21 protein-coding genes are annotated in these 24,373 nt (G+C 47.5%); 15 read left to right on the forward strand and 6 right to left on the reverse strand.

Features of this window, described 5'->3' with window-relative positions:
• Nucleotides 1-11: 11 nt before the first annotated feature.
• From nrdA to ubiG, 3 genes are all read right to left on the reverse strand, one after another.
• Nucleotides 12-2,300 carry a class 1a ribonucleoside-diphosphate reductase subunit alpha gene (gene nrdA, locus N5E87_RS10215; RefSeq protein ID WP_279775309.1) on the reverse strand — a complete coding sequence of 763 codons (2,289 nt, stop codon included), beginning with the start codon at nt 2,298-2,300 and terminating at the stop codon, nt 12-14.
• 485 nt (nt 2,301-2,785) lie between these two features.
• The gene (locus N5E87_RS10220) at nt 2,786-3,460 is read right to left on the reverse strand and encodes an HAD hydrolase-like protein (protein WP_279775310.1); all 675 of its coding nucleotides are present in this window, start codon (nt 3,458-3,460) and stop codon (nt 2,786-2,788) included.
• 1 nt (nt 3,461) lies between these two features.
• The gene (gene ubiG / locus N5E87_RS10225; protein WP_086903968.1) at nt 3,462-4,172 is read right to left on the reverse strand and encodes a bifunctional 2-polyprenyl-6-hydroxyphenol methylase/3-demethylubiquinol 3-O-methyltransferase UbiG; all 711 of its coding nucleotides are present in this window, start codon (nt 4,170-4,172) and stop codon (nt 3,462-3,464) included.
• A gap of 385 nt (nt 4,173-4,557) precedes the next feature.
• On the opposite strand from ubiG, the gene gyrA reads away from it, so the two are divergent.
• Both gyrA and serC read left to right on the forward strand, forming a co-directional pair.
• Nucleotides 4,558-7,314 carry a DNA gyrase subunit A gene (gene gyrA / locus N5E87_RS10230; RefSeq protein WP_279775311.1) on the forward strand — a complete coding sequence of 919 codons (2,757 nt, stop codon included), beginning with the start codon at nt 4,558-4,560 and terminating at the stop codon, nt 7,312-7,314.
• Nucleotides 7,315-7,419: 105 nt separating this feature from the next.
• Nucleotides 7,420-8,511: a 3-phosphoserine/phosphohydroxythreonine transaminase gene (serC, locus tag N5E87_RS10235; RefSeq protein WP_126513075.1), complete on the forward strand. Its 1,092-nt coding sequence runs from the start codon at nt 7,420-7,422 to the stop codon at nt 8,509-8,511.
• 256 nt (nt 8,512-8,767) lie between these two features.
• Here serC and N5E87_RS10240 read toward each other — a convergent pair whose 3' ends face one another.
• Entirely contained in the window at nt 8,768-9,958 is a 1,191-nt protein-coding gene (locus N5E87_RS10240; protein WP_126513076.1) for an amino acid aminotransferase, read from the reverse strand.
• Between N5E87_RS10240 and N5E87_RS10245 the strand changes: the two genes are divergently transcribed.
• The 11 genes from N5E87_RS10245 (at nt 9,957) to N5E87_RS10295 (ending at nt 20,456) form a co-directional block, all read left to right on the forward strand.
• The gene (locus tag N5E87_RS10245) at nt 9,957-10,169 is read left to right on the forward strand and encodes a hypothetical protein (protein WP_140374506.1); all 213 of its coding nucleotides are present in this window, start codon (nt 9,957-9,959) and stop codon (nt 10,167-10,169) included. The two genes, N5E87_RS10240 and N5E87_RS10245, sit on opposite strands and share 2 nt — an antisense overlap.
• 224 nt (nt 10,170-10,393) lie before the next feature.
• A complete protein-coding gene (gene aroA / locus N5E87_RS10250; protein WP_279775313.1) occupies nt 10,394-11,674 on the forward strand; it encodes a 3-phosphoshikimate 1-carboxyvinyltransferase in 1,281 nt (426 codons plus the stop codon).
• Between the two features lie 183 nt (nt 11,675-11,857).
• A complete protein-coding gene (gene cmk, locus N5E87_RS10255) occupies nt 11,858-12,550 on the forward strand; it encodes a (d)CMP kinase (protein ID WP_086903964.1) in 693 nt (230 codons plus the stop codon).
• A gap of 102 nt (nt 12,551-12,652) precedes the next feature.
• The gene (gene rpsA, locus N5E87_RS10260) at nt 12,653-14,320 is read left to right on the forward strand and encodes a 30S ribosomal protein S1 (protein WP_011622695.1); all 1,668 of its coding nucleotides are present in this window, start codon (nt 12,653-12,655) and stop codon (nt 14,318-14,320) included.
• Nucleotides 14,321-14,392: 72 nt separating this feature from the next.
• Nucleotides 14,393-14,680: an integration host factor subunit beta gene (gene ihfB, locus N5E87_RS10265; protein WP_011072380.1), complete on the forward strand. Its 288-nt coding sequence runs from the start codon at nt 14,393-14,395 to the stop codon at nt 14,678-14,680.
• Between the two features lie 123 nt (nt 14,681-14,803).
• Nucleotides 14,804-15,079, forward strand: coding sequence for a lipopolysaccharide assembly protein LapA domain-containing protein (locus N5E87_RS10270; RefSeq protein WP_011626213.1), 276 nt, complete (start codon nt 14,804-14,806; stop codon nt 15,077-15,079).
• Nucleotide 15,080: 1 nt separating this feature from the next.
• Entirely contained in the window at nt 15,081-16,241 is a 1,161-nt protein-coding gene (lapB, locus tag N5E87_RS10275; RefSeq protein WP_023267046.1) for a lipopolysaccharide assembly protein LapB, read from the forward strand.
• A 42-nt stretch (nt 16,242-16,283) separates the two neighbouring features.
• A complete protein-coding gene (gene pyrF / locus N5E87_RS10280; protein ID WP_086903963.1) occupies nt 16,284-16,979 on the forward strand; it encodes an orotidine-5'-phosphate decarboxylase in 696 nt (231 codons plus the stop codon).
• Between the two features lie 72 nt (nt 16,980-17,051).
• The gene (locus N5E87_RS10285) at nt 17,052-17,879 is read left to right on the forward strand and encodes an SDR family oxidoreductase (RefSeq protein WP_086903962.1); all 828 of its coding nucleotides are present in this window, start codon (nt 17,052-17,054) and stop codon (nt 17,877-17,879) included.
• Between the two features lie 58 nt (nt 17,880-17,937).
• Nucleotides 17,938-18,480 (forward strand): DUF2058 domain-containing protein, encoded by a 543-nt coding sequence (locus N5E87_RS10290; RefSeq protein WP_086903961.1) that lies wholly within the window; start codon nt 17,938-17,940, stop codon nt 18,478-18,480.
• 218 nt (nt 18,481-18,698) lie between these two features.
• On the forward strand, nt 18,699-20,456 hold the full coding sequence (locus N5E87_RS10295) for an acyl-CoA dehydrogenase family protein (RefSeq protein ID WP_086903960.1): 1,758 nt from the start codon (nt 18,699-18,701) through the stop codon (nt 20,454-20,456).
• Nucleotides 20,457-20,562: 106 nt separating this feature from the next.
• Here N5E87_RS10295 and dacB read toward each other — a convergent pair whose 3' ends face one another.
• Nucleotides 20,563-22,104 (reverse strand): D-alanyl-D-alanine carboxypeptidase/D-alanyl-D-alanine-endopeptidase, encoded by a 1,542-nt coding sequence (gene dacB, locus N5E87_RS10300; protein WP_086903959.1) that lies wholly within the window; start codon nt 22,102-22,104, stop codon nt 20,563-20,565.
• A gap of 26 nt (nt 22,105-22,130) precedes the next feature.
• The gene (locus N5E87_RS10305) at nt 22,131-22,307 is read right to left on the reverse strand and encodes a hypothetical protein (protein WP_011622703.1); all 177 of its coding nucleotides are present in this window, start codon (nt 22,305-22,307) and stop codon (nt 22,131-22,133) included.
• Between the two features lie 392 nt (nt 22,308-22,699).
• On the opposite strand from N5E87_RS10305, the gene N5E87_RS10310 reads away from it, so the two are divergent.
• Both N5E87_RS10310 and pssA read left to right on the forward strand, forming a co-directional pair.
• On the forward strand, nt 22,700-23,032 hold the full coding sequence (locus N5E87_RS10310; RefSeq protein WP_011622704.1) for a DUF1904 family protein: 333 nt from the start codon (nt 22,700-22,702) through the stop codon (nt 23,030-23,032).
• A gap of 11 nt (nt 23,033-23,043) precedes the next feature.
• Nucleotides 23,044-24,357 (forward strand): CDP-diacylglycerol--serine O-phosphatidyltransferase, encoded by a 1,314-nt coding sequence (pssA, locus tag N5E87_RS10315; protein WP_086903958.1) that lies wholly within the window; start codon nt 23,044-23,046, stop codon nt 24,355-24,357.
• Nucleotides 24,358-24,373 lie beyond the last annotated feature (16 nt).

Below are 24,373 nucleotides of genomic sequence, written 5' to 3' on the forward strand. Positions count from 1 at the left end.
AACATTGAAGATTAGATTTTGCAGGCGCCGCCAGCACAGCCGTCATCTTCTTTCTCTATGTTGGTAATGTCATCGTGTTGATCCGATGCACCATCGCGAGTGTTATGGTAGTACAGCGTTTTTACACCTAACTTATAGGCATTGAGTAAGTCTTTCAGCAGAGTCTGCATCGGAACCTTACGGCCTTCGAAACGCGTTGGGTCATAGTTAGTGTTGGCCGAAATTGCTTGGTCAACGAATTTTTGCATGATACCCACGAGCTGTAAGTAACCTTCGTTGCTTGGCATTTGCCATAGCAGCTCGTAGTTGTATTTCAGCTCATCAAAATCAGGCACCACTTGCTTTAACTGGCCATCTTTACTGGCTTTCACACTGATCAAACCGCGTGGAGGTTCGATACCGTTAGTCGCGTTTGAGATCTGTGATGAAGTCTCAGACGGCATCAATGCAGACAGGGTCGAGTTACGTAAACCGTGCTGTTTGATGTCGTGGCGCAGTGTTTCCCAGTCTAAATGCAATGGCTCGCTGCAAATCTTATCTAAATCACGTTTGTAGGTATCGATAGGTAAAATACCTTGGGCGTAAGTGGTCTCATTAAATAATGGGCACGCACCTTGCTCTTTTGCCAGATTCATTGACGCCTTAAGCAGATAGAATTGAATCGCTTCAAAGGTCTTGTGAGTCAGGTTGTTCGCGCTACCATCGGAGTACTTCATGCCATTCTTCGCTAAGTAGTTAGCGAAGTTGATAACACCAATACCCAAGGTACGACGGTTCATCGATGAAATTTCAGCCGCTTTGATTGGATAATCTTGGTAATCCAGTAGGTTATCCAGTGCACGTACCGCTAAATCGGCTAATGGCTCAAGCTCGGCTAAGTTTTTGATCGCACCTAAGTTTAATGCTGACAGTGTACACAGCGCGATTTCACCGTTTGGATCGTCAATGTTGTTCAACGGCTTGGTCGGCAGCGCGATTTCAAGACAAAGGTTAGATTGTCTGATCGGAGCGACTTTCGAGTCGAACGGACTGTGGGTGTTACAGTGGTCAACGTTTTGGATGTAGATACGGCCCGTTGAAGCACGTTCTTGCATCATTAATGAGAACAGTTCGACCGCTTTCAATGTCTTCTTACGAATGCTGCTGTCTTGCTCATATTGCAGGTACAGACGTTCGAATTCGTCTTGATCTTCGAAGAAGGCATCGTAAAGACCAGGCACGTCCGATGGGCTGAACAGGCTGATGTTTTCGCCTTTGATCAGACGTTGATACATCAGCTTGTTGAGCTGCACGCCGTAGTCTAAGTGGCGAATACGGTTATCTTCAACACCACGGTTGTTTTTCAGTACCAGCAGGGATTCCACTTCTAAGTGCCAAATGGGGTAGAAGAGGGTCGCAGCACCACCACGAACGCCGCCTTGCGAGCAAGACTTCACCGCCGTTTGGAAATACTTGTAGAAAGGTAAGCAACCCGTATGGAAGGCTTCGCCGCCACGGATTGGGCTACCTAATGCACGGATACGACCCGCGTTGATACCAATACCAGCGCGTTGGCTCACGTATTTCACGATAGACGATGCGGTCGCATTGATAGAATCTAAGCTGTCGCCACATTCAATCAGTACACATGAACTGAATTGACGTGTTGGCGTACGTACACCCGCCATGATTGGCGTGGGCAGCGAAATCTTAAAGGTCGATACCGCGTCGTAAAAATCTTTAACGTATTGCAGGCGCGTTTCCTTTGGATAACGGGCAAACAAACAGGCCGCCACCAGAATATAGAGGAACTGGGCGCTCTCGTAGATCTCGTGGGTCACACGGTTTTGTACCAGATACTTACCTTCGAGCTGTTTTACCGCCGCGTAAGAGAAGTTCATATCGCGCCAATGGTCGATATAGCTGTCCATGATATCGAGTTCTTCGCGGGTGTAATCCTGCAGAATATGCATATCATACTTGCCAAGCTCAACCAGTTTAGTCACATGGTCGTATAACTTTGGCGGTTCGAACTGACCAAAGGCCTTCTTACGTAAATGGAATACGGCTAAGCGCGCAGCCAGAAACTGATAATCTGGAGATTCTGGGGAAATTAAATCCGCCGCAGATTTGATGATCGTTTCGTGGATAGCTTCGGTTGGGATCCCGTCGAAAAACTGTAAATGCGTGCGAAGTTCAACTTCAGAAACAGAAACGTTTTTTAATCCCTTGGCTGCCCAAGTAATTACGCGGTGTATCTTGTCGAGATCGATTGTCTCACGTGCACCACAGCGTTTTGTGACTGTCATATTGCTATTCATTGAAGAGAGGCCTTGGTTCTGATATCTGTTCAGGTGAACTAAGTCACCGTACGTTTCCTTGTAAAACAATCAACCTGAAAACCCTTAATACTGCTGACTATGCAGGAGATAGTCGATTTAACGGGGAACTTCTAGTGTGTCTGATTGCTACCTATACACAAGATATGGTGTTTTAAATAATCTGAGATACAAGATAGTGAGGTTTGCCGCTATTTGCAAGTCTCAATTCAGGGGGTATCTTGTGGATATCTTGAGGATAAAGAAAAGCGTTAGTGATGACTAACCCTGAAGCTCAAATTGAGATTAGCGTGCGAGATTGATGGCGTTTTTTTGCGCAAATTTCACTGTGTGATCGATCGCTAAAATAAGCAGCGATCGCGATCGCAAGGATTGACCCTTAGCCTAAATTGCATTACCAGCGAAGGGGGCAGAATTTCGCCATTAAAGGTTCAGTTGAGCAATGAGCACGAGTCAATTCGTTACCGCTATTTTGCGAATGCTTGGCTTAATGCCGAATGCAAACTCGATGGCGAGTTAAACTGCGCATAGGCAGGCCATGCATAGGGCGTATCGGCCTCACCCAAATATCCCCACAGCGCCACACCGCCGAGCATGCCCGCCGCTTGAGCCGCGAGTAAATCCCGCTCGGCATCGCCTAAATAGAGGATTTGCTGTGGTAGGCATTGCAGCTGCTGCGCGCCCAATAGCATAGGTGCGGTATGAGGCTTAGGATAACGAGTGGAATCGCCACTGATCATCACCGGCATACGTGAGCTGAGCTTAAGTTTATGCAATAGCGGTCGTGTAAAGCGGGCGGGTTTATTGGTGATCACCCCAAACGGTATTCGGCATAACTCGAGCCAATCGAGCAGGGGGGCGATACCATCAAACAACTGGCAATGGTCGCCATTGATCCTTTGATAATGGGCGAGGAGCCCTTGCTGTACTTGAGTGCGCAGGGAATCATCCGCACCGGGAATCGCCGCATCGACTAAGGCAAAGCTGCCATGGGAGGCAGCGCTACGCATGTCTGCGAGAGGTTTTGCTGCGATACCGACATCCGACAAACTGAGGTTAAGGGCCTGAACCAGATCCGGCGCGGTATCGGCAAGGGTACCGTCAAGGTCGAATAAGACCCCTTTAACCTCAGCTAAGCTCATCTTAATCTACCTTTTGCGTCGCAATCATATAATTAACATCGACCTTTGGGGTGTACTTAAAGATCCCCGTCAGTGGGTTATAGGTGATCCCAAGTGCATCTTTACAGATAAGATCGGTGTTATCGACTAAGGCAATCAATTCAGAAGGTTTGATAAACTTATTATGATCATGGGTGCCAATGGGCAGCATCTTTAATAGGTACTCGGCGCCGACAATGGTCTCGACAAAAGACTTAATATTACGGTTGATGGTTGAGAAAAACACAAAACCGCCGGGTTTAACCATATCGCAGCAGGCTTGAATGACTGATTGCGGATCCGGCACATGCTCGAGCATCTCCATACAAGTCACCACATCGTAGTATTCGCGGTGATCTTCTCGATGGGCCTCGGCAGTGTTTTTGACGTAGTTGATGCTCACGCCAGTTTCCAGTGCATGTAAACGCGCGACTTCTAATGGTTCTTCACCCATATCGAGGCCGTCAACGACCGCGCCGATGCGCGCCATGCTTTCGGATAAAATGCCGCCGCCACAGCCGACGTCGAGCACTTTCTTACCAAAAATCCCGCCCGCCGTCTGATCGATATAGTTAAGGCGCAGGGGATTTAATAGATGCAGCGGCTTAAACTCGCCGTTGAGATCCCACCAGGTTTCGGCCATACGTTCAAACTTTGCGATTTCCTGCGGGTCTACGTTGGTATTCTGTTGCATGCTATTACCTATTACGGCTGTCATTGTGCGGCTATTATAACGACAATGGGGGATAAACACAGTATTGGCTGATCCTAAGTCTTTGTGGTTGAGTGAAATTTCAACAATTATCATTAATTCTTAAACACTTTGTGAAGCAGAGCGGTTTTTCTGCTCGGATATTAATCAAGTCTTGGCCTCAATTTCGCCATTAACAACGGATTTTATCGGGTTTAAAAGGGCAAATTGACAGTGTTTTCATCTATTAAGCCACATCCTTCGCAATTCACGTAGGATAGGTCTGGCGACATTAAATAACTGTGTTAGAATGCCAAATCACGTTTTTGGGCCGCTCAATGATACGGATTATACGTTGTCGGCTAATTTTCAGGGGAACGAGCAGTTTATGACTGATCTGGCATCATCTATTTCGCCAATTAATATCGAAGACGAACTAAAGAATTCGTACCTTGATTACGCCATGAGCGTCATCGTGGGACGTGCATTACCAGACGTGCGTGATGGCCTTAAGCCTGTGCATCGCCGCGTGCTGTTTGCCATGAGTGAATTGAAGAACGATTGGAACAAGCCGTACAAAAAGTCTGCCCGTGTGGTCGGTGACGTGATCGGTAAATATCACCCCCATGGTGATGTGGCGGTTTACGATACTATCGTACGTATGGCTCAGCCTTTCTCTCTGCGTTACACCTTAGTCGACGGTCAAGGAAACTTCGGTTCGGTTGACGGTGACTCCGCAGCGGCAATGCGTTATACCGAAATCCGTATGGACAAGTTAGCGCACCAGCTCCTCGCCGATCTTGAAAAAGAAACCGTTGACTATGTGCCTAACTACGATGGCACAGAACAAATTCCTGCTGTATTACCGACACGTGTCCCTAACCTGTTAATCAACGGTTCTTCGGGTATTGCGGTAGGTATGGCGACTAATATTCCGCCTCATAACTTAACCGAAGTCGTTAAGGGCTGTTTAGCGCTGATCGCCGATCCTGCGTTGTCTATCGAACAGCTGATGGAACATATTCCAGGCCCAGACTTCCCAACGGCGGCGATTATCAATGGCCGTAAAGGCATTATCGATGCGTACAAGACAGGCCGCGGCCGCGCCGTTATGCGCGCGCTGGCTGAAGTCGAAACCGAAGATAACGGTCGTGAACGTATTATCGTTACTGAAATCCCTTATCAGGTGAACAAGGCGAAACTCATCGAGAAAATCGCTGAGTTAGTCAAAGATAAGAAGATTGAAGGCATCAGCGGCCTGCGCGACGAGTCTGACAAAGACGGTATGCGCATCGTTATCGAAATCAAACGCGGCGAAGTGGGTGAAGTTGTCCTGAACAACCTCTATGCCCAGACACAAATGCAATGTTCTTTTGGTATCAACATGGTGGCATTGACCAATGGTCAGCCTAAGTTGTTCAACTTAAAAGAAATGCTCGAGTGCTTTATCCTGCACCGCCGTGAAGTGGTGACTCGTCGTACCGTATTCGAACTGCGTAAAGCGCGCGAACGCGCCCATATTCTTGAGGCATTAGCGGTTGCGCTGGCCAACATCGACCCGATTATTGCGCTGATCAAAGCTTCGCCAACGCCAGCGGACGCTAAAGTCAAACTGGTTGAGCAGGGCTGGGCGCTTGGCCATGTACAGGGCATGCTTGAAAAAGCGGGGGACGATGCGGCGCGTCCTGAATGGTTAGAGCCAGAATTCGGTATCCGTGATGGCTTATATTACCTGACTGAGCAACAGGCTCAGGCGATTCTAGAGCTGCGCTTACATCGTTTAACTGGTCTTGAGCACGATAAGATCATCGCCGAATACGAAGAGCTGCTCGAGTTCATCGCGGGTCTGCTGTTTATTCTGCGCAGCCCTGAGCGTTTGATGGAAGTGATCAAAGAAGAGCTAGAAGAAATTCTTGCTGAATATGGTGATGCTCGCCGCACTGTCATCAATGCCAATGAAATTGATATGAGTCTTGAAGACTTAATCAACGAAGAAGACGTGGTTGTGACGCTGTCACACTTAGGTTACGCCAAGTACCAACCGCTGAGCGATTATCAAGCCCAGCGCCGTGGTGGTAAGGGTAAAGCCGCAACTAAGGTGAAAGACGAAGATTTCGTTGAAAAACTGCTGGTTGCCAACACTCACGATACCATCCTGTGCTTCTCAGATTTCGGTAAGATGTACTGGCTTAAGGTCTATCAATTACCGCTGGCGAGCCGTACTTCCCGTGGTCGTCCGATTGTTAACTTACTGCCGTTGTCCGATGGCGAGCGCATTACTGCGATTCTGCCGGTACGTGAATACGCAGAAGATAAGTACATCATCATGGCGACCTCTAACGGTACCGTGAAGAAAACTGCGCTGACAGCTTACAGCAACCCACGTGCTAACGGCATTATCGCCGTGAACCTGAAAGACGGCGACCAACTGATCGGTGTCGATATCACCAACGGTGATGATGAGATCATGCTGTTCTCGAACGAAGGTAAAGTGGTTCGCTTTAAAGAAGGCGAAGAAGTGGCCGTACTCGATGAAAACGGCAACCCAGTGCTGGATGAAGAAGGCAACCCACAAATCAACTTCAAGGGCGTGCGTCCAATGGGTCGCGGCGCGACCGGTGTTCGCGGTATTAAGCTTGAAGAAGGTCAAAAAGTGGTGTCTCTCATCGTACCTAAGGGCGATGGCGCTATCTTAACCGTGACCGAAAACGGCTATGGTAAACGTACTGAACTGTCTGAATACCCATCTAAGAGCCGCGCGACCAAAGGTGTGGTATCGATCAAGGTGAGTGAGCGTAACGGTGCGGTTGTTGGCGCGGTACAAGTTGGCGGCAATGACGAAATCATGCTGATCAGCGACAAAGGCACCTTAGTGCGTACGCCGGCGAACGGTGTGTCAATCATTGGCCGTAACACCCAAGGTGTGACCATTATCCGTACCGCAAGTGACGAGAAAGTGGTTGGTCTGCAACGTATCGATGAGATCCAAGGCGACGAAGATGAAGTCGAGCTGGATGAAAACGGTATGCCAATCGTCCCAGTTGTCGCTGAAGGTGACTCTGTTCAAGAAGAGCCTTTAGAGGATGAACTGGAAGAAGAATTAGATGAAGACGAAGAGCTTGACGACGAGCAAGACGAAGACTAATTCGAGAGTATGAAAACGAGCGTCCAATTGGACGCTCGTTTTTTTCATGGCAACGTTTTATTTTATGAATTCTAATATCATGGTTTGTAAATAAGGAGAGTGGCAGTGAGCGCGATTTATAATTTCTGTGCAGGTCCTGCGATGTTACCCGCAGCGGTAATGAAAAAAGCACAACAGGAATTACTCGATTGGAATGGGCTAGGTGTCTCCGTGATGGAAGTCAGCCACAGAGGTAAGGAATTTATCGCGCTGACCAAGCAAGCTGAGGCGGATTTACGTGAGCTGATGCATATTCCACAGAACTATCATGTGCTGTTTATGCACGGCGGTGGTCGCGGTCAGTTCTCTGCCGTTGTGAATAATTTTTTAGGCAACCAAGGCCGAGCCCTGTATTTAGTCAGTGGTCAATGGTCTTCTGCAGCATTAGCCGAAGCACAAAAGCTGGCGGGCAACACACAAATTGATAGCCTTAACATTGTTGAAAAACATAATGGACTCAATGCAGTAGTGCTACCTGATCTGCATAAGATTGATGCCGATTACCGTTATGTGCACTATTGCCCAAATGAGACAGTTGATGGTATCGAAATTTTTGATGAGTTAGACAGTCCATGGCCGATTGTCGCCGACTTATCATCTACCATTATGTCTCGCGAAATCGATGTCAGTCGTTACGGCTTAATCTATGCTGGTGCGCAAAAGAACATTGGTCCTTCGGGCTTATCTATTGTGATCGTGCGTGATGATATGTTGAAACTGCCGAGTTTAACCCAATCATCCATCATGGATTACCGTTTAGCCGTTGAGCATGACTCTATGTTCAACACGCCGCCAACCTTTGCTTGGTACTTAGCAGCTGAAGTGTTTGCTTGGCTCAAATCCTTAGGTGGTGTGACCAGTATCGCGAAAATCAATCAGCAAAAAGCGCAAATGCTGTATGCCTGTATCGATGCCAATCCTTTCTATAAAAATGGTGTCGTCGCGGCAAACCGCTCACAAATGAACGTGACTTTCCAACTGGAGGATGAATCCCTTGATGGCGCCTTCTTAAAAGAGGCCGAAGCGGCGGGCCTAGTGGCCTTAAAAGGGCATCGAATCGTTGGTGGCATGCGTGCCAGCCTTTACAATGCGATGCCACTTGAAGGTGTTGCCGCGCTGGTGAGCTTTATGAACGAATTTGCGGCAAAGCATAGCTAAGCCAAGTAATGAAGTTTACCTAACTTGCTTAACTCGCTGATTGATACGTGTCGTTTAAAGTCAGTTTTAACAGCGTAAAGTGAGAAAAAAACGAATGCCTAGGCATTCGTTTTTATTGGTTGCATAAAGCTAAATGCTTATTTAAAGCAGACTCTTATGTGAAAGCGGCATTTATGTAAAAGCTGGCACTAAGTAAGAGCTGAAGTGTAAGGCGAGGGGACGAAGCCGACTTAAGCGCTTCATCCCAACAGTCTCGTTACAGTACTTTGGCAATCGACTTAGCTAAGTAATCCACATTGTCTTCGCTAATGCCAGCAATGCTAATGCGGCTCGAACCCACCATATAAATGCTGAATTCTTTCTGCAGACGCGCGACTTGCTCAGGATTAACCCCTAGGAAAGAGAACATGCCTTTTTGGCGTGCGATAAAGCTAAAGTCGCGGTCCACGCCATTGGTTTTAAGTTTTTCCACTAAAATGGCGCGGTTACCGTTGATACGGTCGCGCATTACTTTGAGCTCATCTAACCATTCTTGCTTTAATTCTGCCGAACCTAGAATAGTTTCGACAATCGCCGCGCCGTGGGCTGGCGGCATGGAGTAGAGGCAGCGAACCACGTAAAGCAGCACAGATTGCGCGATGTTTGCCGTGTTTGCGTCTTTTGCAACCACAGAGCATGAACCGATACGCTCACGGTACAGACCGAAGTTTTTCGAGCAAGAGCTACACAGGATCATATTATCGACCGCAGCGGCCATTTTACGCACGCCGTAGGCATCAATATCGACACCATCACCAAAACCTTGGTAAGCCATGTCGATAAGCGGGGTAAAACCTTGCTCCTTGGTGAGGGCAACCACTTTATCCCATTGTTCTGTCGTTAAATCCATCCCGCTCGGGTTATGGCAACAGGCGTGGAACAGCACCACATCGTTCGGGCCAATCTGCGCAAGCGCGCGGAGCATCTCATCGAACTTTAACGATTTAGTGTCGTAATCATAGTAAGGGTAGGTTTTAACAGTCAGACCCGCCGCTTCAAACAAGCCTATATGGTTAGCCCATGTGGGATCGCTCACCCATAGCACAGCATTGGGATTGCAGCGTTTAATAAAATCACCGGCAACGCGCAGGGCGCCCGTGCCACCAGGCGTGGATACTGTACGAATTCGGTTGGCGATAATCGCGCTGTGATCACTGCCAAAGGCTAATTCTGTTATCAGGGTATTAAACTGAGGCGAACCGGTTGGGCCGATATACACTTTGGTGGTTTCAGTGTCTAAACGGAATTTTTCGGCTTTTTTCACGCAATTAAGGATGGGAGTGTTTCCAGCGGGATCCTTATAAACGCCCACACCTAAGTCGACTTTTTGAGGATGTGAGTCTTCACGGTACTGGGTTAATAGGCCGAGGATAGGATCCGCAGGCATTGCGACGAGTGAGTTAAACATGGCTCCATCTACCTTTTTGGTTATATTGCGACAACATGAATTGCAAAGAATATGCGTGATTTATCGTTTGAAACCTAGAATAGCGTGGATAGATGAAAAATTTAAAGCAAAAACTGTGAACTATGGCCAATTAATCTGGCAAAAAAGCCTGCCAAAAAACGCTTTAGATCACAATTTAACCGCAGATATTTTGTGTTTTTGTTATTTTTAGACTGACTTGAGTAATTTTCCGGTTTAAAAAGCCGTTTTTTAGTAAAAAACGGTTGAATCCTGCGTCACTATCGGTAATTTTATAACGACGAAGCACCAACAAGGTCCCCAATCTCCTTTAATTTGTAATCTTAACTTGACGCCATGTAGCGTGAGGTTGCCATTTACCTATTTTCAGTCTGCGTGCCGTCGATGGTAACGCCCTAAGAGAAAGAAGATTTATTCATGAAGCAATTACGTCTTGAACCTGTTGTGCAAGTCCGCGGTGAGATCAACATTCCGGGCTCAAAAAGCATTTCTAACCGCGCATTATTATTGGCGACCTTAGCGAAAGGCACCACCACGCTAACCAATTTGCTCGACTCCGATGATATTCGTCATATGTTGGCGTCTTTAAAGCAGTTGGGCATTGAATACCGCTTATCGCAAAATAATACTGTCTGCGAGCTCACTGGTTTAGGTGGCGCTATCTCGGCGGATACTGCGCAAACGCTGTTTCTAGGCAATGCGGGCACGGCTATGCGCCCATTGTGCGCTGCGCTGACCTTAGGTCGTGGCGAGTTTACCTTAACGGGCGAACCGCGCATGGAAGAGCGTCCCATTGGTGACTTGGTCGATGCCCTAAAACAATTGGGCGCGAATATTGTGTACCTTAAGAATGAAGGGTTTCCGCCTCTGACCATCAATGCAACCGGCCTTAACGGTGGCGATGTGGAAATTGCTGGCGATCTGTCTAGCCAATTCTTAACGGCGCTGTTAATGGTTGCCCCTCTCGCTAAGGGCAGTGTGAACATTCATGTCAAAGGTGAACTGGTTTCAAAGCCTTATATCGACATTACCTTAGCCTTGATGGCGCAGTTTGGCGTTCAGGTGATTAACCATGACTATGCCCGCTTTGAAATCCTAGCCGGGCAGCAGTATGTGTCTCCGGGTAAAGTGTTAGTGGAAGGGGATGCATCTTCTGCATCTTACTTTTTAGCCGCAGGAGCCATTAAAGGCGGTGAAGTAAAAGTCACGGGCGTTGGCCGTTTAAGCATTCAGGGTGATGTGAAATTTGCCGATGTGCTGGAAAAAATGGGCGCCGATATTGAGTGGGGCGATGATTACATTATCGCCCGTGGCGCGCCGTTAACCGCGGTTGATTTAGACATGAATCATATTCCCGATGCGGCGATGACCATTGCCACCGCGGCCTTGTTTGCTAAGGGCACAACCACCATTCGTAACATCTATAACTGGCGCATTAAAGAGACCGACCGATTAGCGGCGATGGCCACAGAGCTGCGTAAAGTGGGCGCCTTAGTGGACGAGGGCCATGATTATATTCAAATCACGCCGCCAGCTGTGCTTAATACCGCAGAGATTGATACTTATAACGACCACCGCATGGCGATGTGCTTCTCCATGATGGCGTTTGCTGATTGCGGGATCACTATCAATGATCCCGATTGTACCTCGAAAACCTTTCCTGACTATTTTGCCCAATTTGCAAGCCTCAAAGCCTAACTGCTTTCTGTAACAGACTGACTTTGGGTCATATCAAGATGACGAAGCCGCATTTGAGCGGCTTCTAAACTTCATAAAAAATCCACGGATTTTATTTGTATAGTATTGTACAATGTGGCGCGCTCATTTTCGGGGCTCTAGTTAAGAACTCACGGATGATGATTATTTTTTGCGGAGGAATGTATGTCTGAACGGGCTCCTGTAGTCACAATCGACGGCCCAAGTGGTGCTGGTAAAGGGACAATTAGCCAATTATTGGCTAAGCATCTTGGATGGCAACTGCTTGATAGTGGTGCTATTTACCGAGTGCTTGCGTTAGCTGCAATTCACCACGATGTAGAACTGGAAAATGAAGAATCCATCACACTCCTTGCTGCGCACCTTGATGTGAAATTTTTAACCGGCAACGAGAAAGACCCAGTTCAAGTGATCTTAGAAGGTGAAGACGTCACTACTGCGATACGTACTCAAGAATGCTCAAATGCGGCCTCTAAAGTGGCGGCATTTCCCCGTGTGCGGGAAGCCTTATTACGCCGTCAACGTGCCTTTAGAGCGGCACCTGGATTAATCGCCGATGGCCGCGACATGGGCACGGTTGTTTTCCCAACGGCATCGGCTAAATTATATTTAACTGCTTCTGCAGAGGAGCGGGCTCAAAGACGCTATAATCAGTTGCAGGACAAGGGCTTCGATGTTAATATCGAACGCCTTTTAGCTGAAATTATCGAGCGTGACGACCGCGATATGAATCGTCCAGTGGCCCCTTTGGTCCCTGCCGAGGATGCGCTCGTTATCGATACTAGCGATAAAGGTATTGATGAAGTACTTGAGCTTGCGCTCAACTACATCAACCAAAAATTATCCAACACTAACTAAGTTATTGTTTGGATAGGTATTCGTATTAAGGATGATACGGATAATTTGACTGACTCCACGTCTAGGATTGACTGTGGTTTATTACATTAAAGTAACCTAAACATGACTGAATCTTTTGCTGATCTATTTGAACAATCCCTTCAAACTCTGGAATTCCGTCCAGGCTCTATCGTTCGTGGTACTGTAGTTGCTATCGAAAACGGTATGGTTCTGGTTGATGCAGGTCTGAAGTCTGAAAGCCCAATCCCAGCTGAACAATTCAAAAACGCTCAAGGCGTTTTAGAAATCGCTGTTGGTGATGAAGTTGACGTAGCTCTTGACTCTGTTGAAGACGGCTTCGGTGAGACTCAACTGTCTCGCGAAAAAGCGAAACGTCACGAAGCTTGGATCGTTCTGGAAAAAGCTTACGAAGATGCTGAAACTGTAATCGGTATCATCAATGGTAAAGTGAAAGGCGGTTTCACTGTTGAATTAAACGGTATCCGTGCCTTCTTACCAGGTTCTCTAGTTGACGTGCGCCCAGTTCGCGACACCGCTCACTTAGAGTACAAAGAATTAGAATTCAAAGTTATCAAACTAGACCAGAAGCGTAACAACGTAGTTGTTTCTCGTCGTGCAGTTATCGAATCAGAAAGCAGCGCAGAGCGTGATGCACTGTTAGAAAACCTGCAAGAAGGTCAAGCAGTTAAAGGTATCGTTAAGAACCTGACTGACTACGGTGCATTCGTAGATTTAGGTGGCGTTGACGGTCTGTTACATATCACTGATATGGCATGGAAACGCGTTAAGCACCCATCTGAAATCGTCAACGTTGGTGACGAAATCAACGTTAAAGTTCTGAAGTACGATCGTGAGCGCACTCGTGTGTCTCTAGGTCTGAAACAACTTGGCGAAGATCCATGGTTAGAAATCAGCAAGCGCTACCCAGAAAACACTAAGTTAACTGGTCGCGTAACTAACCTGACTGACTACGGCTGTTTCGTTGAAATCGAAGAAGGCGTTGAAGGTTTAGTTCACGTTTCTGAAATGGATTGGACTAACAAGAACATTCACCCATCTAAAGTAGTTAACTTAGGTGACGAAGTTGAAGTTCTGGTTCTGGACATCGATGAAGAGCGTCGTCGTATTTCTCTAGGTCTGAAGCAATGTAAGACCAACCCATGGGATGACTTCGCAACTCGTTACAACAAAGGCGACAAGGTTTCTGGTAAGATCAAGTCAATCACTGACTTCGGTATCTTCATCGGTCTTGACGGCGGTATCGATGGTTTAGTTCACCTGTCTGACATTTCTTGGAACGGCACTGGCGAAGACGCAGTATCTGAGTACAAGAAAGGCGACGAAATCCACGCAGTGGTTCTGTCTGTTGACCCAGAGCGCGAGCGCATCAGCTTAGGTGTTAAGCAAACTGAAGACGATCCATTCAACGCTTACTTAGCTGACAAGAAGAAAGGTACTATCGTAAACGGTACTGTTTCTGCTGTTGATGCTAAAGGTGTGACTGTTGAACTAGCTGACACTGTTGAAGGTTACATCCGTGTAGCTGACATCAGCCGTGAGCGCATCGAAGATGCATCTACTGTTTACTCAGTAGGTGACGCTATCGAAGCTAAGTTCATGGGTGTTGACCGTAAGAACCGTTCTATCAGCCTGTCAATCAAAGCGAAAGACGAAGCTGAAGAAAAAGAAGTAATGGCGACCTTGAATAAACAAGAAGACGCTGTTATTAGTAATGCAATGGCTGAAGCGTTTAAAGCAGCTCGCAAATAATCGCCTGTTGTATGGGGAGTTTTTCTCCCCATTAGGTGACTGTGTTTGGCTTGATAATAGGGGATAGCTAGGATGACAAAATCCGAACTGATCGAAAAACTCGCCACCAGGCAGTCGCAGCTGTCGGCGAAAGAGGTTGAAGGCGCAATCAAAGAGATGTTGGAGCAAATGGCAACAACATTAGAAAGCGGTGATCGTATTGAGATCCGTGGCTTTGGTAGTTTCTCGCTTCATTATCGTGCACCGCGTACTGGCCGTAATCCAAAGACTGGTTCATCAGTTGAATTGGAAGGCAAATACGTCCCGCACTTTAAGCCAGGCAAAGAACTGCGCGAACGCGTTGACGCAGTTAATGTATAATTGACCGCATTACAAAAAGCCTCCGTAAGGGGGCTTTTTTATATCTAATGCAAGGCAAAGCTGGTCAGCTCAGTAAATTTCTTGGATAATCAGAAAATTGAAAGGCGTTTAAGGGAGTGCGACGTGAAATCTTTTGTAGCGACAGTCCTTGTGGCACTGTTATTTATCGTGGCATTGATTTTTGGTGCGCGTAATGAACAAGTAGTGACGATCAGCTACTTTGTGGCTCAGGGTGAGTACCGTTTACCCGTAGTATTAGCCGTGGTTTTTTTTGCAGGCTTTATGTTGAGTTGGCTCGTGGCCAGCTATTATATTGTCAAACTGAAATTGGCTTTAGCGGCGACCAGAAAGAAATTAACGGTCCAAACCGCTAAAACTCCTCAAGGTGTAGACGCCTAATATGCTTGAGATCCTCTTCCTGTTGCTTCCTATTGCTGCCGGTTACGGTTGGTATATGGGGCGGCGGAGCATAAGGCAAAACCAGAGTAACCAGCGTAAACAATTAAGTCGGGATTATTTCACTGGCTTGAATTTCCTGTTGTCGAACGAGTCAGACAAAGCGGTCGACTTGTTTATCAGTATGCTCGATGTGGACGATGAAACCATCGACACCCATCTTTCCCTCGGTTCACTATTTCGCAAACGTGGTGAAGTTGACCGCTCCATTCGTATCCATCAAAACTTAATCGCACGTCCCACACTCACCAATGAGCAGCGCGATATCGCGATGATGGAACTGGGTAAAGATTACCTTGCAGCGGGGTTTTACGACCGCGCAGAAGAAATTTTCCTGAATTTGGTGAGTCAAGATGACCATAGCGAAGAGTCTGAGACGCAGCTGATTGCCATTTATCAAGTCATTAAGGAATGGCAAAAGGCCATCGATATCACCAAACGTTTAAGTCGCAAGCGTCAGCAGGTGCTTAAACCGATTATCGCCCATTTTTATTGTCAGCTTGCGGATGAAACCAGTGATGATGCTGACAAGATCAAGCTATTACAACAGGCATTAAAACAAGATCCTAAGTGCGGCCGAGCCTTACTCACGCTCGCTAAAAAATTCCTCGACGCCAAGGATTATAACCAGTGCAAATCTATGCTGATGGCACTGAAAAAGGCCGACATAGAACTCTTCGCCGATGCCTTACCCACGGCGAAGCAAGTGTATCGCGATACCCAAGATAAAGAGGGTTATCAAGAATTATTAGCGGGCGCGATGGCCGAAGGGGCGGGAGCCTCGGTAGTGGTAGCGCTTGCTCAACATATGATTAGTCTCGATGAGATAAAAGCTGCTGAAAACATGGTGTTAGATGCCCTGTATCGTCATCCCACCATGAAGGGATTTCAGCACTTAATGCAGATGCACCTGCGTCAAGCTGAAGAAGGGCAAGCCAAACAAAGTTTGACTATGCTTGAGCAACTTGTTGAACAACAAATTAAATTCCGTCCAAGTTATCGCTGTAAAGAATGCGGTTTCCCATCCCACACCCTGTATTGGCATTGCCCCTCCTGTAAAAAATGGGGCACCATTAAACGGATCCGTGGCTTAGACGGTGAATAACCTTTAGAAATACCTTGTTAGTGTAACCCAGTTGGAGAGATGATGACGACCAAACCTATCCTCGTAGCGCTTGATTACGATAATAAAAACCACGCCTTACAACTGATAGATCAACTCGATCCCAACATGTGCCGCCTCAAAGTCGGCAAAGAGATGTTCACCTTGTTTGGCCCACAATTGGTGAAAGATATTCACGACCGTGGTTTCGATCTTTTCCTCGACTTAAAGTTTCACGATATTCCGAATACGGTTGCCAAAGCGGTCGCGGCCGCGGCAGAACTGGGTGTGTGGATGACAAACGTGCATGCCAGCGGTGGCTTGGCCATGATGGAGGCGGCGAAAAAAGCGTTGCTGCGCTATGGTAATGATGCTCCTATGCTAATCGCAGTAACGGTACTCACTTCAATGAGTGATGAAGATTTAAAACTCATCGGCATTGATGTTCCTGCCTTTGAGCATGTGCAACGTCTCGCGAAACTCACCAAACAGGCGGGCCTCGATGGTGTAGTCTGTTCGGCTCAAGAGGCAAGCGTACTTAAATCACTTTTAGGTCAAGATTTTAAACTTATCACCCCGGGGATCCGCCCTGTGGGCAGCGACGTGGGTGATCAACACCGGGTCATGACGCCACCGCAGGCGCTTGCAGCCGGTTCTGATTATTTAGTGATTGGTCGACCAATCACTAAGGCCGCCGACCCTCTGGCTGCACTGCAGTCGATTCATCAATCTCTCGCTTGAGAGAAATGATGAAAGCCATTGCGGCTTAAGCACTTATTCGCGCGTTAATTTGACCGTTCACGGAGAATGCCCATGCTGAATACTACGATGTTTAATTATCAAGGTAAGAATGTTGTCGTTGTCGGTGGTACGAGTGGAATTAACCTCGCGATAGCCAATGCGTTTGCGCAGGCCGGCGCGAATGTGGCGGTGGCGAGTCGCAGCCAAGACAAGATTGATGCCGCCGTGTTGCAATTAAAGCAGTCAAATCCTGATGGGATCCACCTTGGGGTGAGTTTTGATGTCAGAGATTTGGCAGCGGTAGAGCTGGGCTTTGATACTATCGCCTCCGAATTTGGCTTTATCGATGTGTTGGTAAGTGGCGCGGCAGGTAACTTTCCGGCTACAGCGGCAAAACTCTCTGCTAATGGCTTTAAAGCCGTGATGGATATTGATCTGCTGGGCAGTTTTCAAGTGCTAAAGACGGCTTATCCTTTACTGCGTCGCCCCCAAGGGAATATTATTCAAATCTCGGCGCCGCAGGCATCGATAGCCATGCCAATGCAAGCCCATGTGTGCGCCGCTAAAGCGGGCGTAGACATGCTCACTCGGACATTGGCGATAGAATGGGGCTGTGAAGGGATACGCATAAACTCCATTATTCCTGGTCCAATCGCAGGTACTGAAGGATTTAACCGTTTAGCGCCGAGCGCAGCGCTGCAACAGCAAGTTGCACAGTCTGTACCGCTAAAACGCAATGGTGAAGGGCAGGATATTGCTAATGCCGCGATGTTTTTAGGATCAGAGTATGCCTCGTACATCACTGGGGTTGTGTTACCCGTTGACGGTGGCTGGTCACTTGGCGGTGCGAGCATTGCAATGACTGCATTAGGCGAGTTAGCGACTAAAGCTCAGCAGTGATAACCGTTAGTTAAGCGTTGTAACTTATTTATTTGATAGAGAAATCGGGTGAAAATCCATGGCGAATGCATTACAAGAGCAGCTGCTTAAGGCTGGCCTTGCCAGTAAACAAAAAGTGCGTGATGTGAAGACGCAAAAACGTCGCAATAAAAAGGCGCGGGTGGATGATGGTTCGAGTGCATTGAAAAATGACATCGCCGAGCAAAAACGACTCCAAGCTGAAAAAGATAAGGCATTGAACGAGCAGCGCTTTGCCGAGGCGACAGCCCGTGGGCAGGTACGTGGCTTGGTGAGTGAATTTACTCAATTTGCGATTAAGATCCCAAGCCATGCCGAGGTTAAGTTTAACTATACCCTCGATAATAAAATCTATTCAGTTTATATCGATGAGAAAATCCAATCGGAACTGCTTAAAGGACTGTTAGGGATCGTTCGATATGAAGATAAGAGCTACCTTGTCCCCCATAAATTGGCTGAGCGCGTCAATCTTTTAGTGCCACAATGGTGCGGTTATCTATGGCAACAGGATGAAGGGAAGACGGTAGTGGTTGAAGATGACCCCTATGCTGATTATGCGATCCCAGACGATTTAATGTGGTAATCAATGCGTTAATCGTGAGCTAAGCCGACGACGCATCGCTTATCTCTGGCTACACTAAAACCCTTAAGGCAACTTAAGGGTTTTTTTATTGCCCGTATTTCACATTAACGGTTTTACTGGTTCTGAGTTGCAAAGTGAATTTGTAATGAGATTGTTTTCTGTATTGAACTGGTATAAATTAAAACAACTGTTTAAATCCTACGTTTAAGAGTCTACCCATGAATCCTTACCAAGCTCCGTTAGCGGATATGCGTTTCTTATTGGAACAGGTTTTTGATGCGCCAAATACTTGGGCACAACTCCCTGATATTGCTGAAATGGTCGATATGGATACGGCCGGCGCGATTCTCGAAGAAGCCGCGAAAATCAGTGCTGAATTAATCCATCCGCTTAACCGTGCTGGCGATGAGCAAGGTGTTCTTCATCAGGATAATCGAGTGATTACGCCCGATGGTTATAAAGCCGTTTACGATCAATATTCCCAAGGCGGCTGGGTGGGCCTGTGTGGTGAACCCGAGTTTGGTGGTATGGGCATGCCGAAAATGCTGGGTGTGTTAGTCGATGAAATGGCTTACAGCGCCTGTAATGCATTTACTCTATATGGTTCACTCACGGCGGGGGCGGCACTGTGTATTAATGCCCACGGCAGTGAAGAGATTAAAGAAACCTATTTGCCAAAACTCTACAGCGGTGAATGGGCAGGTGCCATGGATATGACTGAACCTCAGGCAGGCTCAGATCTACGTAATATCCGTACCCGTGCTATCCCACAGGATGACGGCAGTTATGCCATTAGCGGCAGCAAAATCTTTATCACGGGTGGCGATCATGATTTGACCGAGAACGTCATTCACTTAGTGCTGGCAAAGCTTCCTGAAAGCAAAGGTATTTCACTGTTCCTCGTGCCTAAAACCACGGTTAATGCCGACGGCAGTTTAGGCCAGGCGAACGGCGTGAGCGTGGGGTCCATCGAACATAAAATGGGGCTTAAGGGCTCGGCTACCTGTGTGATGAACTTTGATGAAGCCAAGGGTTACCTGATTGGTGAGCCAAATCGTGGTTTGGTGTGTATGTTCACTATGATGAACTACGAGCGTTTAGCCATCGGTATTCAAGGGCTTGGCAGTGCGCAGGCCGCTTATCAAATGGCCGCCGATTATGCCAAAGAGCGCAACCAAGGCGTTGCCGCTGGCGGCTCGCCTACGGGCAGCGATTCCGATCCTATTATTGTGCATGGTGATGTGCGTCGTATGCTGTTGACTATACGTGCGATGACGGAAGCGGGGCGCGCACTCTCAGTATTTACCGGTAAACAACTCGATTTAGCAAAATATGCCGAGGATGAAGTCAAAGCCAAGGCTGCTCGTTATGTGGGCTTGTTAACACCAGTCGCGAAAGCATTTTTAACCGACCGCGGTTTAGATGCCACTATCATGGCGCAGCAAGTGTTTGGTGGTCATGGTTATATTCGCGAAACCGGTATTGAGCAGTTAGTACGTGATACTCGTATTGCGCAGATTTACGAAGGTACTAACGGTATTCAGGCGATCGACTTCCTCGGCCGAAAAGTCACTGGCGATAATCTCGCGACCCTTAAGGAGTTTGTGGCCGAGTTAAAGGCGCAAATGCGTGAATTTACTCAGGTCGATGCGGTGAAAGTTTCCGCCGTTTGTGCCCGTTTGGATGCCTTAGTCAATGTTGCCGAATCCATCAATGAGCAAAAGCTGACTCAACCAGCGCTCATTAACGCCAGTGCGGTCGACTTTTTGGATGCCTTCGGCTTCACTCTCTATGGGTTTTATTGGTTAGCCATGTTGGATAAAGCTGTGGGGGCTGAAGATAAACAGTTTGCCGAGCAAAAATCCTACCTCGCTAAATTCTATTTCGACAAATTGCTGCCTAAGGCTGACTATCATTTAGCACAAGTGCGCGCGGGAGATACCAGCACAATGGCGATGCCAGCAGAGCTGTTCTAACCAGCTTAATCGCGTTAAACGTTCGCATTAACCTAATAAAAAAGCACTGATATTCAGTGCTTTTTGTTTTAATTGCTTTGTATATGACTCTGCACCTTATTGGATATTAATCACTTAACTTAACGGTGCTCAGCTCTGTGGTCGTTGTTTGGCTGGTCTGAGTTTGAGTTTCGACAGCGCTTAGCAACCGAGTTAAAAAGTCGGCGCTAAAGGCGGGTTTACGTTGCTTTTTGGTTTCAGGACTAATGCCATTCTCGAGCACCACAAAGAGAATATCCCGCTGCTGCGCTAAACGCATAAAGCCAGCTAAATTGGCAACGCCTTGCATCGAGCCTGTCTTGGCAAAAACTAGATGTTTTAAGGGCGGTTTAGTATATCCCAAGCGATATTGCAGTGTGCCGCTGACACCGGCCTCGGGCAAACTGTCAATGAGGGTGTGAAAGCATGCATCTTGGTAAATGAGCGCGAGTACATCGGCTAATTGTTTTGCGCTCAACAGGTTATAGCGAGAAAGCCCTGAACCATCGACAATATTGGCGTTGGTTAAATCAATCCCAAGCTCAGTCAGAATATGGCGCATCGCCGCAGCACCATGGGTAAAGCTGCCTTGGGCTTTGTAATAATTTTGCCCCACGCGCTTAAACAAACTGTCGGCGATGAGGTTATCCGACTTAAGCAGCATGGTTTTTAACAGCTCAGGCAAAGGTGCGCTGCTATGGCTGGCAATCAGTTTCGCCTTCGAAGGGATGGTGTTGCCTATCTTCACTTTACCCGAAAGTGACATTTCACCCTTGAGCGTCGCTGCTAGGGTGTCCATGGCAAATTTTTCGGGATCGCTAATGGCAATCGCCAGTGGTATCGCTTCACTGCCGGGATAGCAGCCCCGTAGATGATATTGATTCTGGCCAAGGCGTACTAAATCGAGCTGGCAAAAATCATGGCCTGCTTTGGGGGAGAATATGGCGTCGCTACTCACTTTTACCCCAAAACTGGATGCCCTTAATTTGACCTCAGAAGCATGCTTGGCTGAGCTTGGTGCAAACTGCCCATAAACGCAGTTTTGATTGATGATGTAACTCGACACCGGCGCGGCAAAGCAAATCCCGAGATCATCCCACACCCAACCAGGTGCTTGTAATTGCTCTTGTTTATCCCCGATAAGATAAAGATGCCCCTCAATACTTGTTATGCCTTGCTTTTGTAGATGGGCAAACAAGGCTTTGAGATCGTCCTGAGTCAGCGTCGGATCGCCGCTAAAACGTAGATAAACACTGCCCGCAATATGACCTTGGCGAATGGGTGCATCACTCCACAGCTCAGTGACATAGCGAAAATCTGGGCCAAGGTTGGCCATTGCGGTCACGGCGGTCAGCACTTTTTGCGTGCTGGCGGGGATAAATAAGGTATCGGCTTGCTGGCTGTATAACAGTGTGTTGGTACTTAAATCTCGGGCCAGCAAAGCGACTTGCGAATGGCGCGGGGCAATGTCGGTGATTTGCTTGGCAAATGTCGACTCATCCAGCGGATGAATTGCTGCAATCGCTTGAGTTGGCAGCAGAATACTTAACATGCTGCCTAAGAGTAACCCCTTAAGCTTGGGGCGAGTGAATGATGCCTGCAACTTATCCTTGTTTATCGAGTGCGTCATAGGTGTCCTGAATGTCCTTTTTACCATTAGCGGTCATTGCTGCCATCGTCTTTTTCCATTAGACGATACAGCCTTAGGGTGACAAATAAAACCAATCCGATAAAAAGCGGCAAAATGAGCAAGCCGAGCTGCGCTTTAAAATGAAATATGCCCCAAGCTAAGGCTAAGGTGAGGGCGAGGGTCAGTAGGATTTTTTTGTTCATGGTGTTAGGCAATAGGGTCTTAAGATGTTTTAGTTTACGCTAAAACAACGATCACAGGCACGCTTGCCTGCGGCAGAAGCCCCGTTTTGTGACTCACACACCATTTTGCTTATGGTCTGCCTAGCGTCGATTAGCCGTTGTGGACAAAAGGTTCAGGGGAAAAACAGTAAAAGCATTTAGTTAGCCGTTAATGCAGGCATAGAAGCCTGCCGTTTGTGGGCTAAATTGCTGCATTTTAGTCCTGCTGGTGAGGAATGCGTCGTTTCAGGTCAAATTACCAGCAAAATAGGCGCTATCCCGCGTGCTTTTCGCCGAAAAGTCTTGCCGAGTTGCAGTGAAGTCGGTAATTTCTACCCCTTACGATTTTAGGATCTCAGGTAACCACTAAAACCATGCCTCATATTAGTATGCGCGGTTTGCCACAGGCAGTTGTTGCAGAGCTTAGCCAAACATTACTGCAGTCTTTGGCGGCTATATGTAAAGGTAATGCAGAGAGTTTTACATTAGATTGGATCCCAAGCATCAGCTACCGTAATGGCAGAATTGATCAACGCTTTGTCCAAATCGAATTGCTTTGGTTTCCGGTCGACCCTGATATCCATCTTAAAGTAGAACAAACGATCAGGCTGGCAGTGACAGAAGCCTATCCAGAATTAACCCAAATTGCTGTGATGTTTTTGTCACTGACCCCAAGCGCTTCCTATCGGGGTGGTCAGCATGTTTAAAGGAGGATGCCTTGCTAGATAAGCTTGGTGGAATAGCCGTTCAACCCGAGGCTTTAACGTGGTTGCTTACGCCATGCCGATTTAAGGCAGAATTGCTTAGCCGTATCGAAAATGCCAAGGACAGCATTTATATCGCCGCACTCTATCTTGAAGACGATGAGGCGGGGCGCGAAATTTTACAGGCCTTGATGACGGCTAAGGCGAATAACCCCGCGTTAGATGTCAAGATTTTGGTCGATTTTCACCGTGCTAGACGCGGCTTGATTGGTCACAAGGGCGACAGCGGTAACTATCTGATGTACCGCAAAGTCATGGCCGAGGCAGAGTATCCTATCGACATTATGGGCGTGCCGGTCAAATCCCGTGAGTTTATGGGCGTGCTGCACCTTAAGGGCTTCGTGATTGATGATGCGGTGATTTACAGCGGTGCCAGCCTGAATAACATTTATCTGCAGCAAAACGATAAATACCGTTTTGACCGTTACCATGTAATTGAGTCGGCCGAGTTAGCGCGCAGTATGCGCACTATGATCCAGCGCTACATTATTGCCGATCCTGCCGTTGCCTCGCTCACTCAAGATGCGCAGCAAGAAGTCTTGCCGCCTAAAACCGATGTGCGCAGCTTCAAACTGCGATTATCACAGGCACAGTACGAGTTTAACGCGACCCGCAGTGGCAACCGTGTCACCCCTTTACTGGGATTAGGCCGCAAACATAACCTGCTGAATAAAGCCGTAATTGCCATGGTGGAAGAGTCAAAAGATAGGCTGTTTATCTGCACGCCTTATTTTAATCCTCCCTATATTCTGGTGCGTGCCTTGGCTAAGCACCTGCGTAAAGGCAAACGTATCGACATAGTCGTAGGGGATAAAACGGCGAATGACTTTTACATTCCGCCCGAGCAGGATTTTTCTACCATTGGGGCCTTGCCGTATCTGTATGAGCAATCGCTGCGAAAATTTGCTAAGCGTCAGCAATGGGCAATCGATAATGGCCAGCTCAATATTCACCTGTGGAAACACGGTATCAATAGCTATCACCTCAAGGGGATTAGCGCCGATGGTCGTAAACATTTGATCACGGGCTCAAACTTAAACCCGAGAGCATGGGCGCTGGATTTAGAGAATGGGTTACTCATTCACGATGAAAGCGGTAGCTGGAAGGCGCAATTCGAGGCCGAACAAAGCCATATCCTCGAACACACGCAACGGCTGTATCACTACAGTCAAGTGGATACCTTACAAAGCTATCCCGCCCCAGTGAAGAAGATTATGAATCGTATTAGAAGGCTAAAAGCAGACTTTCTGCTCAGACGCATTCTCTAATTGCCCCAATAAAAAG

The organism is Shewanella sp. GD03713 (assembly GCF_029843705.1).
Classification (GTDB): Bacteria; Pseudomonadota; Gammaproteobacteria; order Enterobacterales; family Shewanellaceae; genus Shewanella.